11 protein-coding genes and 1 tRNA gene are annotated in these 12,849 nt (G+C 67.8%); 9 read left to right on the top strand and 3 right to left on the bottom strand.

Annotated elements, in window-relative coordinates; genetic code table 11:
- Positions 1-75 (top strand) — tRNA-Thr (locus tag Q0982_RS18400).
- A 100-nt stretch (positions 76-175) separates the two neighbouring features.
- Here Q0982_RS18400 and Q0982_RS18405 read toward each other — a convergent pair.
- Positions 176-1,027, bottom strand: a complete 852-nt coding sequence (locus Q0982_RS18405; protein WP_299397924.1) for an OmpA family protein — start codon at positions 1,025-1,027, stop codon at positions 176-178.
- Between the two features lie 581 nt (positions 1,028-1,608).
- Positions 1,609-3,111, bottom strand: a complete 1,503-nt coding sequence (locus tag Q0982_RS18410; protein WP_299397926.1) for a hypothetical protein — start codon at positions 3,109-3,111, stop codon at positions 1,609-1,611.
- Between the two features lie 248 nt (positions 3,112-3,359).
- On the opposite strand from Q0982_RS18410, the gene Q0982_RS18415 reads away from it, so the two are divergent.
- The 5 genes from Q0982_RS18415 (at position 3,360) to Q0982_RS18435 (ending at position 8,305) form a co-directional block, all read left to right on the top strand.
- Entirely contained in the window at positions 3,360-4,592 is a 1,233-nt protein-coding gene (locus tag Q0982_RS18415; protein ID WP_299397929.1) for an MFS transporter, read from the top strand.
- A 137-nt stretch (positions 4,593-4,729) separates the two neighbouring features.
- Positions 4,730-5,596 (top strand): DMT family transporter, encoded by an 867-nt coding sequence (locus Q0982_RS18420; protein WP_299397931.1) that lies wholly within the window; start codon positions 4,730-4,732, stop codon positions 5,594-5,596.
- A gap of 67 nt (positions 5,597-5,663) precedes the next feature.
- Positions 5,664-6,455 carry an enoyl-CoA hydratase/isomerase family protein gene (locus Q0982_RS18425; protein ID WP_299397934.1) on the top strand — a complete coding sequence of 264 codons (792 nt, stop codon included), beginning with the start codon at positions 5,664-5,666 and terminating at the stop codon, positions 6,453-6,455.
- 182 nt (positions 6,456-6,637) lie between these two features.
- On the top strand, positions 6,638-7,744 hold the full coding sequence (locus Q0982_RS18430; RefSeq protein WP_299397937.1) for a hypothetical protein: 1,107 nt from the start codon (positions 6,638-6,640) through the stop codon (positions 7,742-7,744).
- Positions 7,745-7,783: 39 nt separating this feature from the next.
- Positions 7,784-8,305, top strand: coding sequence for a peroxiredoxin (locus Q0982_RS18435; protein ID WP_299397939.1), 522 nt, complete (start codon positions 7,784-7,786; stop codon positions 8,303-8,305).
- A gap of 37 nt (positions 8,306-8,342) precedes the next feature.
- On the opposite strand, the gene Q0982_RS18440 is transcribed toward Q0982_RS18435, so the two are convergent.
- Entirely contained in the window at positions 8,343-8,591 is a 249-nt protein-coding gene (locus Q0982_RS18440; protein WP_299397942.1) for a hypothetical protein, read from the bottom strand.
- Between the two features lie 209 nt (positions 8,592-8,800).
- On the opposite strand from Q0982_RS18440, the gene Q0982_RS18445 reads away from it, so the two are divergent.
- The 3 genes from Q0982_RS18445 to Q0982_RS18455 all read left to right on the top strand — a co-directional run bounded on the left by Q0982_RS18445 (position 8,801) and on the right by Q0982_RS18455 (position 12,721).
- Complete coding sequence (locus Q0982_RS18445; protein WP_299397944.1) at positions 8,801-10,402, top strand: bifunctional aminoglycoside phosphotransferase/ATP-binding protein; 1,602 nt, start codon at positions 8,801-8,803, stop codon at positions 10,400-10,402.
- Positions 10,403-10,675: 273 nt separating this feature from the next.
- Positions 10,676-10,861 carry a hypothetical protein gene (locus Q0982_RS18450; RefSeq protein ID WP_299397946.1) on the top strand — a complete coding sequence of 62 codons (186 nt, stop codon included), beginning with the start codon at positions 10,676-10,678 and terminating at the stop codon, positions 10,859-10,861.
- 216 nt (positions 10,862-11,077) lie between these two features.
- A complete protein-coding gene (locus Q0982_RS18455; protein WP_299397948.1) occupies positions 11,078-12,721 on the top strand; it encodes a calcium-binding protein in 1,644 nt (547 codons plus the stop codon).
- Positions 12,722-12,849 lie beyond the last annotated feature (128 nt).

The raw sequence follows: 12,849 nt of genomic DNA on the forward strand, positions 1-12,849 counted from the left end.
GCCGCCGTAGCTCAGGGGTAGAGCACACCCTTGGTAAGGGTGGGGTCGGGTGTTCAATTCACCCCGGCGGCACCATTCTCCTTCAAAGCATCGCGCTCAGACAGCACCCGCAGCGGCCGGGCCGACTGACGGCATTGCGCGCCCATCGACCCGGCCCGGCAACTCGTTTGAGCCTTTAGCGGTTGAACTCGATCTCCACGCGGCGGTTGCGGATCTCGGGTGTTTCGACCGGCACCACGGGATCGGCCTTGCCGAAACCCTGGCCGAAGATCTTCTCCCGTTCGACTCCGCTTTCGACCAGGAAGTCGATCACCGCGTTGGCCCGCTGTTCGGACAGCACTTCGTTGTAGGCATCACCGCCGACCAGATCGGTGAAGCCGCTGACGTTGATCATGTCATAGTCCGACTTGTTGGCGGCTGAGATCATGTCCGCCAGCACCGTGCGCGCATCGACTGTCAGATCAGACTTGTCGAAGTCGAAGAGCACCGTGACCGGCCCCGGCACGGGGTCCGGCGCCGCCGGAGGCGGCGGGGCCGCTGCGACCGGGGGCTGTTCCTCCAGCGCGGCCATCGCCGTCATGAAGCGATCCCGGCAGCCGGCGATATCGTTCGGCTGGCGGTTTTCTTCCTGCTCCTGCATCCAACAGTCAAAGGCGATCTGCGCTGCGACCGCGTCCTGCGGCTTGCGCGCGGTGGCTCCGGTTGCCTGGGCCGCGACCAGACGGTCGCGCGCGGCAGAGAGCTCAGGCACCGACTCGTCCGGCAGGTTGCGGGCGCTGATCAGTTCCGGCTCGACGCCGTCGCCCTGGGCAGCCTCCATTGCCCGCATGGCGAAGGTGTCGGAATCCCTGTAGTCGCCCTCTTCGTACTCGTTCTGCGAAAGACCGACGTAACCGGCGTAGAGATCGCGGTCGTAAGCCGTGCCCCCCGGCGTTGTCCGCTCGGCCTGGTCCAGCTGGGTACCCGCGCAGGCCGCCAGCACCATCAGCCCCAACGACGACATGGCAATGCGCAACGTTCCTCTCATGGCCTCATACTCCCTTGTGTCTCGGGTTCTCGGCCGGGCTTCGGCCATTCCTGTCACCGACCACGGCGCCCGGCCACTTGTTGCGAGAAGCGAAGGGCCCTTCCCGGCCAGTCGCCGCCCAAGCTCGAAAACTTGCCAGCAATCCAAGAGCAAAAACCTTCAGGCAGCCGGCCCCTGTGTCTGGCCGCTGCCCTGCAACTTTGTCGAGAAGACAATTCTCTGCCAACCGGTAACACTGCTGCCCTCCCAGCCCTGAGGTGCTGGATCGGCGCGAGCATCTGCGGTTCTCGTTTTCGCTATGCCGAGATGCTCTCTCGCCTGCTGACTGACCGTTTTATCTATTCAATTTCAAATTATTATAGGAACTCTTTCACTCAGCCAGGGGTTCATTATGTGCCTAGGACAGCAGTCTGCAAGGGACGAAAAAAGGACACGGCAGGCTTCGGGAGGCCACACCCGCCCACCTTGCTCACTTCCCCTCATGATTGAGCATAAGATCTCTACCAGGGGGCGGGCGGAAGCACGGCAGGTTGTCGTTTGACGTTGGGTCGTCAGGCATCCGTCGGTCAAGCGGGGTGTACCTAGGCCGACAGCCGCGGCCACCAGCGGCCGGCGGCGCGGAAGACGCGGCGGCGCAGCACCAGATCCGGACGGCTGCGCAGGAAGGCCCGGTCCGGCGGATTGAAGGGCAGGCTCAGCAGGGCCGGCAGCGCCGTGGCGATGAGGTCCCGCTGCAGCTCTGAGCCCCGGCGCGCGGCCACATCGATGCCAAGGATGAGGGCGTAAAGCCGGGCAGAGTTGAGAATGGGAAAGCGCTCCACCGCGTTCAGGTCCGACACCTGCTCCTTGGCGGCCAGCCATCCGGCCTGGCGCTGCTCCAGGTAGAGGCGGTCGCGCCAGTCGAGGTGGGGCTGCGGCGTTTCCCGGATCCAGGCCAGCCACCCGGCGAGGCCGGCCGCGGCCGGCGATCCGGCGGGCTCGCCGGCACGCTGCAGAAACGCCTCCACGGCTGCGGCTGCAGGGACAGGTTCCGCCGGCAGCGCCCGCCAGTCGGCAAAGCCGCCGGCGATGGCGAAGCCATGGCCGCCGATGCTGATGCCGGTGAGGTCGTCGCGCTCGCCGCTGAGAACGGGGCGGGCGTCGCCCTTGGACACATGGTCTGCTGCATGGCGGCGCAGCAGGGCGCGCCGGTCCTCCCGCACCGCTGCCGGAAAGGTCAGACGGTGCGGATAGCCGGCGATCCGCGCCAGCGCCGGCGGGAGCACGCGGTCGGCCACCGTCATGCGCGGCGTTACCCGGGTGAAGGGTTGCAGCGGCAGGCCGGCCTGCGCTGCCAGGGCCAGCATAAGGCGCGAGTCGTAGCCGCCGGTAAGACCAAGCCAGGGCGGCTCCCCCGTCTCCGCTGCCAAGCGCCGCAGCACGGCCACCAGGCGTCGCGCAAGCTCGGCCCTGGCCGCCTCAGGTGGCCAGGCCGGATCGATCGGCGGCATCAGCGCGCGGGCTTCGACACGCCCCTCCAGCAAGCGCAGGGCCTGGCTCGGAAGCAGCCGGTGCATCGCGGCAAAGCGGGCCCGCGGCGGCGGGTACCACGACACACCGCGGTTGTAGGTCAGTGTCCGCGGGTCGCCCAGCGCCTGAGCCACGCCCGCCGCGTGCTCGGCCAGCAGCGCCGGGCTGCTCGACACCCAAAGCGCCCCCTCGGCGTCGCGGCAGTAGAGGCAGCCGAGCAGCGCCGAGGCATCGGGGAAGATCCGCCCGCCCTGACCCACCAGGGGACCGATCAGCAGCCAGCGCCCGGCCCAGTCATGGCTCAGCGCGGGAACCGCGGTGCTGGGAACTGCTGCCAGCGATGCCAGAGGCGCAGGGCGGTCAGGGTCGGTTTCGATAGCGCGGCCGAGCAGGAGCCAGCCGCGGCCCTCCGCGTCCGCGGTCCGTTCGACGCGCAGCTCCGGGCAGCGGTGGAGATGGAGCCCCGGGCCGAGCGCCTCGCTGACCCAGCCCTCGGCGACGGCGATTGGCCGCGGGGCCAGAAGGAACTGGCGCCTGTGAAGGCGCAGCGGGGTTTGGCGGGGGGGAGACGGCATGGCGCGCCGGGTTCCCTGCTCTGGAATGGATCTCGTAGGGAGTGGGCCTGCCGGCTGCGCGAAACGCCAGGGGCATTTGCCGGGCACGCGCGCCGTGCACACCCCGGTGCGCCACCAGCCCGCCGCCAGAAGCAGGGCAGCCCAGACGATTGAGCATCCCTCCCCCTGCAGGAGGGTGCTATGTCAGAGTCCCATGTCCGTCGCTTCCCTCTTCTCCTCTTGACCGGCACGGGCCGACCGCGACCGCCATGGCAAGCCTGCTGTCGTTCACCGCGCTGTTCCTGTCGATCTTCCTGGTTCAGATGGGCTCCGGTTCGCTCGGGCCGCTGGACGCGCTCTCCGGCGCGGCGATCGGCTTCAGTACCGAGGAAATCGGCCTGCTGGGCTCGGCGCACTTCCTGGGCTTTTTCTTCGGCTGCTATGTCACGCCACGGCTGATCGGCGATATCGGCCATTCCCGTACCTTCGCGGCGGCCGCCGCCATCGGCGCCATCGGCGCGCTTCTGCATCCGGTGCTGGAGGGGCCGCTTTACTGGGCGATGCTGCGGGTGCTGACCGGCTTTGCCATCGCCGGCGCCTACACGGTGGTGGAGAGCTGGCTCCAGGCCAAGACCGAAAACCAGTATCGCGGCCGCGTCTACGGCGTCTTCCGCGTGGTCGACCTGGTCGGCGCCATCACCGCCCAGGGGCTGATCGCCGTTCTCGAGCCGGGCAGCTACGTGGCCTACAACATCGTCGCCATGTTCTGCTGCATCTGTTTGCTGCCCCTGGCCCTGACCCAGCGCGCCGCCCCGCCGACGCCGGAGGCGCCGAGGCTGCAGCCCCTGAAGGCCTTCCGCCTTTCACCGACGGCAATCACCGGCATCCTGGTCGCCGGCGTCACCAGTGCCGGCTTCCGCATGGTGGGGCCGGTCTACGGCGTCGAAAACGACCTGACGCAAGGGCAGATCGCGGTCTTCCTCGCCTCCGGCATGCTGGGCGGCATCGCCGCGCAGTATCCCATCGGCTGGATCGCCGACAAGACCGACCGGCGCATGGTGCTGCTCGGCCTGTCCGTCATCGCCGCAGCCAGCTGCCTGGGGATCGCCTACTGGATCACGCCGGGCGCGGTCATGGCCATCTACCTGGCCGCCTTCGTCTTCGGGGTCACGGCCTTTCCGATCTATTCGGTCTCCGCCGCCTACGCCAACGACTTCGCCGATCCGGATTTCATTGTCGAGCTCAGCGCGGCGCTGATCTTCTTCTTCTCGCTGGGCGCCATCGTCAGCCCGCTGATCTCCGCCTGGCTGATTGCGCTGGCCGGCGCCAATGCCATGTTCGTCTTCATGGCGGTGGTGCACCTGGCGCTGGTCGCCTTCACCCTCTTCCGCATGACCCGCCGCCAGAGCGCCGAGCCGCGCGAGCCCTATCAGTACCTGCCCCGCACCTCGATGATCCTCGCCCGCCTGCGCCGCGCCGCCAACGGCGGCGACAGGGCGTAAAGAGACGGCAAGCGGTTGCGCCGATACGGTCAATCTGGCGGCACAGCGATTTCAGGTTCGCCCGCCCGGCCTTGCCGCTCTGCTCCCCGCATGGCAGCTTGCTGCGCCGTGCCGTCTCCGGCCCCCTGGACCCTTCGATGATCTCTGCCTCCCCCACGACCAAAGCGATTGCCTGGATGATGGGCGCCCTCACCTCCTTTGCGGTGATGACGGTCTCGGTGCGCGAACTGACCGGGGAGATGCATGCCTTCCAGATGCTGTTCATCCGCAGCGCCATCGGCATCCTGATCCTGCTGCCGTTTCTGCAGCGCGGCGGCTGGGGGCAGATCCGCCTGACCTACCTTGCCGGCCATACGGCGCGCAACGTCATCCACTTCACCGGCCAGGTCCTGTGGATCTTCGGCATCGGGCTGCTGCCGCTGGCCACGGTCTCGGCCCTGGAGTTCACCTCGCCGCTCTGGGGCGGGCTGCTGGCGGTGCTGTTCCTCGGCGAGAAGATGAACCGCGGACGCTGGACCGCCTTCGGGCTCGGCTTCCTCGGTGTCCTGGTGATCGTCCGGCCGGGCTTCGTCGAGGTCAGCGAGGGTATCCTTATCATGCTGGCCTGCGCCTTCTTCTTCGGCGCCACCGGTGTCGCGACGAAATGGCTGACCCGCCGCGAAAGCGCGCTTGCCATCGTTTTCATGATGGTGGTCATGCAGACCGTCTTCGGGGCCGTGGCCTCAAGTTTCGTCTGGGCGCCCCTGGCCTGGCACCAGACGCCCTGGCTGATCTTGCTGGCCGTCACCGGCCTGACCGCCCACTACAGCCTCACCCGGGCGCTGGCCGCCGCCGATGCCACCTTCATCATGCCGATGGAGTTCCTGCGGCTGCCCATCGTCGCCGTCGTCGGCTTCCTGCTCTACCAGGAAACCTTCGAGGCCATGACCCTGCTCGGCGCGGCCATCATCTTCTCCGGCAACTACGCCTCGATCCGCCACGAGACGCGCACGGTCGTGCGCTGAGGCCTGGTTGCATCGAAAACCGTCTTAAGGCTCAATCGGGCTCCCGGCCGAAGCGGAGGAGCAGCCCTTGACCTACGAGACCCTCACCTACGACGTCCGCGACGCCGTTGCCTGGATCACCTTCAACAGGCCGGAACGCTTCAATGCCATGAGCCCGCTGCTGGTGCGCGAGCTCTGCGACGTCGCCACCCGCTGCTCCAGCGACAAGACCGTGCGCGCCGCCGTTCTGACCGGTGCCGGCGACCAGGCTTTCTGCGCCGGGGGCGATGTTTCGGAATTCGCCAAGCGCCTCGACGACGTCGATCTTCTGGTGAAGGAGATGACGACCTACCTCCATGCCGCCGTCTCGCGCTTTGCCTGGATGCGCGCACCGCTGATCGGTGCCGTCAACGGCGTGGCCGCCGGCGCCGGCCTCAGCGCCGTCGCCTTCTGCGATCTCGTGATCGCCGCCGAGACCGCGACCTTCACATCCGCCTACACCCAGATTGGCCTGACGCCGGACGGCAGCTCGACCTTTTTCCTCAGCCGCATCCTCGGTCCGCGCCGTGCGATGGAACTCTATCTTACCAACCGTGTCCTCAGCGCGCAGGAGGCTCTGGACTGGGGCCTCGTGAACAGGGTGGTGCCCGCCGACCAGGTGCTGACGGAGGCGGAAGCCCTGGCCACGACCCTCGCCCAGGGCCCGACCGAGGCCCACGGCGGCGTCAAGAAGCTGCTCCAGACCGCGGCCACGGAAAGCCTGGAAAGCCAGATGGAGCGGGAAACCCGCTTCATCGCCCGGGCCGGCGCCAGCGCCGACGGCCAGGAGGGCATCCGGGCCTTTCTGGAGAAGCGGAGGCCGACCTTCTCCGGGACCTGAGAGACCGGCAAACCGGTCCCGCTGGGTTCCAGCCGGAGTCCCCGGTCAGGCGCTTCACCAGCCTCCCCAAAAGAACACGCACAAAAACTGTGGGCGTTCTTGACTGTTCAGAGAATGCGAGTCATTCTCATTCGCATCACGATCCGTCCCCGCCCTCGGCCGAAACCTCAGTGGATCTTCCCATGCAGCCTCTTCCCGACCAGCGGCACCGGTCCCATCGCCTGCCGCGTATCGTCGCCACCCTGACCTTTCCCGAGATCATCGTCATCTGGGCGCTGCGCCACGCCACGGCGGACGCCGGGGGAGGAGCCGACGCCTCCGGGCGCATTGCCAAGGAGTTCGCCCGCGCCCTGGGCCTCGCCCGGCTCGAGGACGCGCTGGCGGCGCTTGCAACGATGGTTGCCGCCCTCGCCGACGCCAGCCGCCTGCCCCAGGCGATGCCACCACTGGACGACGACCGCGTGTCGGCCCGGGAGGAAGCGCTCCTGGCGCTGCTGGGTGCGGCTCAGCGCAGCGATCCGAGCCTTTCGAAGCGGCTCGTCGAGTGGCTCGTTCTGCCCTCGGCACAGCGGGACTTTGCCGAAGCCGCCGCCAGCCTCGCGCGCATCATGAGTGAAGCCGGCCAGACCATTCCGCTGGATTCGCAGCGCCACCGGCCCCGGCTGCGCCTTGCCGCATGCTATGACGATGACGCTGCGCCTCACAAAGACCGGCTGCCCCCTGCGGCGGACTGGCAGACCCTCTCGCCGCCGGAACGCCATCTCACCGGCGGCGTCAGGCTCTGGGTTCAGGCCTTCCGCAGCGACCAGGACCCGCTGGCCGCCGTGCGGCTGCACTTCGGGAGCCGGGCCTCGGCCGATGCGGGCCTCAGTCTCCATGCCGTTTTGCGCAACACCACCCTGGCGGCAACGCGCGCCGTCGATGTCCGCTGCCTGCGCTGCCCCGGTCTCTCCCCTGACGAAGCCCGGCTTCTGGATGCGATCGCCTGGCTGCAGCGCGAGCAGACCGAGGCGGCCGCAGCGGCGCTTGCACACTGGCTGCCGGGAGCGGCCCTGCGCCTCTCGCTCGACGCGGCGCGGGGTCTCGGCGCCGCCCTGGCGCAGGACGGCTACATCCTGCCTTTGCGGGATTGGGATTACGCCGCGCTCGAAGCTGCGAGCCGGAGGCCCCATCGGCCCCATGCCAAAGAAGCGGCGCAGCAGGGCGCAGCCGGCCCCAACACCGATCCCCTGGAAAGCGCCTTTGCCGTTACCGGAGGCGACCGGACGGCCTCTCCCACTGTGCATTGAGCTCTTGGTAACACCTGCAAATAGATACGGAGGACAGCGATGCGGAGCGTCGGCGATTTGGTTCCCGAGGTCACGTTCAAACTTCGCACGGATGGAGAGTGGCGGGAGAAGACCAGCCGTGACTTCTTCAAGGGACGGCGCGTCATCGTCTTCGCACTGCCGGGCGCCTTCACGCCGACCTGTTCGTCCACCCACCTTCCCGGTTACATGACCCTGTCAAGGAGTCTGAAGACCATGGGGGTCGACGAGATCTTCTGTCTGTCCGTGAACGACGCCTTCGTCATGAACGCCTGGGCGAAAGACCAGGGCGTCGACGACGAGGTCACCATGCTGCCCGATGGCAGCGCGCACTTCACCCGGCAGATGGGCATGCTGGTGGATAAAGATGCGTTGGGCTTCGGGGAGCGTTCCTGGCGCTATGCCATGGTCGTCGACGACGGTGTCATCGAGAAGATCTTCGCCGAAGACCGCGCCGTTGCCGGCGACCCCTTTGCGGTCAGCGATGCGGTGACCATGTTGAGCTATCTCAGCGAGGCTGCCGCGAAAAAGGCGAGCGCGTAAGCCGCTCCAAAAAAGGGGGGCCGACGAAGGAAAACCGTCAGACGCGCTGGTTCTGCTGCATCACCGCCAGCATCTCCTGCAGCATGGCGTCCCGGCGCTTCCGAAGCGCCTCCCCGGCGTCCGGGCCGTTCGTGACCGCCACTTCCTCGAGGTGGCCCAGGCGCTCTTCAAGCTCGCAATACGCCCGGCAGAGCGCGCTGAAGGCGGTGTTCGAGGCGTAGAGTCGCTGCACCTCCTTCTCGCGGCCCGGAAAGCGCTCGTACACGGGCTGCAAGAGGTCGCTCATGGCAGCAGGTCGTTCATAAGGACATCTCCCATTAGGGCAGCTTTGGGTCACAGAGTTGTCATGATGGCGGCCCGGGCCTGCCGGGACATTGATCTGACCCCACCCCGGCGGCGCCGGGTCAGCCGGGTTGAGCCATCTCAATGCACCGGGGTACGGGCGGGCTAGGCTCACCCGGAACTTGGCCGGGTCAGGAGCGAGCGTTCCCCGCAATGACTGCTGCAGAGACGGCGGATTCCGCACCGCCCCAGGGCCCCGCGGCCGATCCACAGGAGGCCGCGCAAGGCTTCCTCGGCAATCCCCGCAGCTTCGGCCCGGGGGTTGCCGAGGTGCAGCGCATCGATACCCACGGCGCCATCGTCTTCCTGGCCGGCGATCGCGCCTACAAGATCAAGCGGGCGGTGCGCTATCCCTATATGGACTTCTCGACCCTGGAGAAGCGGCGCCGCGCCCTGGAGCGCGAACTCTCCCTCAACGTCCGAACCGCACCCTGCCTCTATCTCCGGGTCTCTCCGCTGACGCGGGAGGCGGACGGCCACCTGGCGCTCGACGGCACGGGCACGGTGGTGGAGTGGGTGCTGGTGATGAAACGTTTCTCGCAAGGCCAGCTCTTCGACCGCCTGGCCGAAGCCGGCGAGTTGAGCGACGCCACCATGCTGGCCTTGGCCGATGCGGTCGCTGTCTTCCACGATGCGGCCCCTGCCGTCGACACCCTCAGTGCTGCGAAGCTGCTGCGCGGAGCGGAGGCCATGGAGTGGGTCGTCGAAGAGAACAACGAAGAGATCCTGGCCCGGCCCGACCTCTTCGCCCCCGCGGAGGCGGCTCTGCTCGCCGAGCGCTCCCGCGCCGCGCTGGAACGCAGCCGTGGGCTGCTGGACCGGCGGAGCAGCGAAGGCCGGCAGCGGCTCTGTCACGGCGACCTTCACCTGCGCAACGTCGTGCTGCTGAACGGACGGCCGACCTTGTTCGACGCCATCGAGTTCAACGACTCCCTCGCCTGCATCGACGTTCTCTACGATCTCGCCTTTCTGTTGATGGACCTGGAGGAGCGCGGGTTCAAACCCTTCGCCAACCTGGTCCTGAACCGCTACCTCCAACGGCGCGGGGACCTGGACGCTCTCGCGTTGCTGCCGCTGTTTCTTTCCGCCCGCGCCGCGGTCAGGGCCAAGGTCGCCGCCAGTCTGGAGGGCGTCGAGCAATCACCGGAGGCCAAGGCCCGGCGGCGCGCGGAGGCTGCGGCCTACTTCGCCCAGGCGCTCCGGTTTCTGAAGCCGCCGGCGCCGCGCCTCGTCGCCGTGGGCGGTCTCTCCGGCACCGGCAAGACAAGCCTGGCCCGCCGGCTTGCGGTGGACCTGGGCCCTTCCCCCGGTGCGGTCCACCTGCGCAGCGACGTTCTGCGCAAAGCCCTTGCGGGCGTGGAGGAGCACGAGCGCCTTCCGCCGGACGCCTACGACCAGGCCTCAAACGACGCGGTCTACCGCCAGCTGCTGGACCGGGCACAGCGTGTTTTGACGGCCGGGCATGCGGTTGTCGTCGACGCCGTCTTCGCACAGCCCGCAGAGCGTGCAGCGGTCCGGGCCCTCGCCGAGACCTGCGGCGTCGCTTTCTGCGGGCTCTGGCTACAGGCGCAGCCGGCGACAATGATGACGCGCGTGGACCAGCGCCACGGCGACGCCTCGGATGCCACGGCTGCCGTGGTCCAGCGGCAACTCTCTTACGACATCGGTGTTGTCGACTGGCAGGTCGTCGAGACGGACGGGCCGCTCGACAGGATCACCGACAACGCCCGCATCGCCCTCGGGATCACAGCGTAAGCGCTGGCAATTCATTAACCTCTCCGCTTTGCCGCCCGTTAAGCAGCCCTGTGATAAATCCCGCATCACTTTGGGGCGGTTTCGCCATGATTGGACGCAGGCCACCTGAATCCTTTGCGCTTTTTCTTTGAACCCTGAAGCTTCCGGGCGCGACAGAACTGTATATCCCCAAGACGGGCGGAATAAGCGGCTCGCCGGAGCGTTCTTAGACTAGAACAGCACCGCTGACGCCCCGGAAGACAGGGCCGAGACAGATACGGAGGCCTGAGTACGATGACCGCAACCACAGTTGATCCCCGCAATGCCGTGACCATCCAGCGCGACCTTGCCGACCTGGCGCTGGAACTGGTCGACCGCGTCGGCGTCGAGGGCGCCATTCGCTACTGCCACAGCCTGGGGTGGGGCGGTGTCGCAGCCCAGATCGAGACCATGCGCGCCCGCCGCGAATTCCAAGACTGACGCCTTGCCCCTGACGTGAGGCGAACCTCCCGCCGGGCGACAGCCGCCCGCGACTTTACGAGGTGATTCAAAGCCTTCCCTCTCCCGGCCCGCCTGACCGGCGTTTACGCTAAATCCTAAGCGCCTGTTAAGGCCTCTCCGCCAGACTGATGCCCGGAACCTGAGCCGCGCTCTCCCCGCAGAGCGCGGCCCATTGGTCTTTGAGGAGCATGGACGATGGCGGACACGATTGGCCCGGATGGCAGCCGAAATGCCCCTGCCGCGCAGGAAAACGGCAATCAGGGCGGCGATCAGGGTGGCCAGGTGGTGAGCGTGGATGCACCGCCGGCCGGAGAAACAGTCACGCTGCCGGTCGGGACCGCCACACGGATTGAACTGCGGTTCGATCCGCAGGCCGTTCAGGTGGCCGCGCGGGACGGCGACCTCGTTCTCGAGTTTCCCAACGGCGGCCAGCTCGCCCTCAAGGACTTTGACGAAGACGACGGCGAAGCGCCGCAACTGCTGCTGCCCGACGGCAGCGCCGTTCCGGGCGAGGCTCTGCTGGGCCAGCTTGATTCGCTCCTCCCGCCCCCGCTGGAGACCACTGCCGGGCCGCAGCAGTCCGGACCGCAGCAGTCAGGCGGCGGGACTTCCGTCTATCAGAGCGATCTGGGCAGCCTGATTGCCGGCCTGCGCACGGCCGCAGCCGAAGGCGGCGCCGGCGGCGGTCCCGAAGGGATCGGCGACGGGGGCGTCACCACGCCCGGCTTCGGGCCGGCAACTCTGGGATTGGCGCCTCTCGGCGATGACGACGACCTGCCCGAACTGCCGCTTCAGACCGTGTCGACGCAGCCGGCCCAAACCCAGGCCGCTGTCTTCGTGCCGCCGGAAAACCCCGTCGGCCCCGGCGCCGATCAGGCGCTGTTCACGAAGAAAGCGGATAGCGTCGATCTGAACGCCATCGATGTCGGCGGCTACAGCGACGGCACGCAGTACGATGCCGGCAAGGGCAATGACGTGGTGATTCTTCCGGAAACCGCCCGCGAAGCTCTGGAGGCCGGCTTCACGGAAGGCAGCGCCTTCGACGCCGGCAAGGGCAACGACCAGGTGACCGGCGGCAGCCTCGCCGACCTGGTGGACGGCGCCCAGGGCCGTGACACCCTGCTGGGCGGCGCCGGCGACGACAGCCTGTTCGGCGCCCAGGGCAACGACAGCCTGGACGGCGGTGCCGACAACGACCTCCTGAACGGCGGCAGCGGCAACGACATGCTGGTCGGCGGCGAGGGCGACGACAGCCTGACCGGTGCCGGCGGCCGCGACACCCTGGAGGGCGGCGACGGCCTCGACCTGCTGATCGGCGGCAGCGGCAACGACAGCCTGCTGGGCGGCGGCGACAATGACCAACTGCTAGGCGAGCACGGCCGCGACACGCTGGACGGCGGCCTCGGCAACGATCTGCTGAACGGTGGCGGAAGCAACGATCTGCTGCTGGGCGGAATCGGCGACGACACGCTCACCGGCGGCTCCGGCCGCGACACGCTGGACGGCGGGCTGGGCGACGACGTGATGACCGGCGGCAACGGACGCGACGTCTTCACCTTCTCCCTGGCCGCTGATCAGGGCGACGACATGATCCTCGACTTCAAGACCGGCAACGGCGGCGACCGGCTCGAACTCACCGACCTGCTGGACGAGAACGGCGACAACAGCATCGACATCGCCGATCTCGATGCCGGCGGCCACACGGTGAGCGGCGGTGCCGATTCGGTCGTCATCACCTTTGCGCAGGGCGGCAGCCTGACCCTGGAGGGCATCGACGGCAGCGGCGTTGACTCCTTCGCCGACCTCCTGGACATCAAGGTGAACGTCGACATTTCCTAGGTTTTCTGAGGGTCGTCAGGGGTTCTTCAGAGAACGCCGAGCACGCTCTTTTTCGCTGCCTCAGTCAAAAGGGGCTACCCCCTCTGTACGCCTTGTGGCCGGCGCGCCCTGCAGGCAGTCTCTGCCCT

Origin of the sequence: Pelagibius sp. (assembly GCF_028281305.1) — a bacterium.
Classification (GTDB): Bacteria; Pseudomonadota; Alphaproteobacteria; order Kiloniellales; family Kiloniellaceae; genus Pelagibius.

Excerpts from the sequence above, each read along its gene's own strand:
- Q0982_RS18405 (WP_299397924.1), bottom strand. The coding sequence starts at position 1,027 with ATGAGAGGAACGTTGCGCATTGCCATGTCGTCGTTGGGGCTGATGGTG.
- Q0982_RS18410 (WP_299397926.1), bottom strand. The coding sequence starts at position 3,111 with ATGCCGTCTCCCCCCCGCCAAACCCCGCTGCGCCTTCACAGGCGCCAG.
- Q0982_RS18415 (WP_299397929.1), top strand. The coding sequence starts at position 3,360 with ATGGCAAGCCTGCTGTCGTTCACCGCGCTGTTCCTGTCGATCTTCCTG.
- Q0982_RS18420 (WP_299397931.1), top strand. The coding sequence starts at position 4,730 with ATGATCTCTGCCTCCCCCACGACCAAAGCGATTGCCTGGATGATGGGC.
- Q0982_RS18430 (WP_299397937.1), top strand. The coding sequence starts at position 6,638 with ATGCAGCCTCTTCCCGACCAGCGGCACCGGTCCCATCGCCTGCCGCGT.
- Q0982_RS18435 (WP_299397939.1), top strand. The coding sequence starts at position 7,784 with ATGCGGAGCGTCGGCGATTTGGTTCCCGAGGTCACGTTCAAACTTCGC.
- Q0982_RS18440 (WP_299397942.1), bottom strand. The coding sequence starts at position 8,591 with ATGAGCGACCTCTTGCAGCCCGTGTACGAGCGCTTTCCGGGCCGCGAG.
- Q0982_RS18445 (WP_299397944.1), top strand. The coding sequence starts at position 8,801 with ATGACTGCTGCAGAGACGGCGGATTCCGCACCGCCCCAGGGCCCCGCG.
- Q0982_RS18450 (WP_299397946.1), top strand. The coding sequence starts at position 10,676 with ATGACCGCAACCACAGTTGATCCCCGCAATGCCGTGACCATCCAGCGC.
- Q0982_RS18455 (WP_299397948.1), top strand. The coding sequence starts at position 11,078 with ATGGCGGACACGATTGGCCCGGATGGCAGCCGAAATGCCCCTGCCGCG.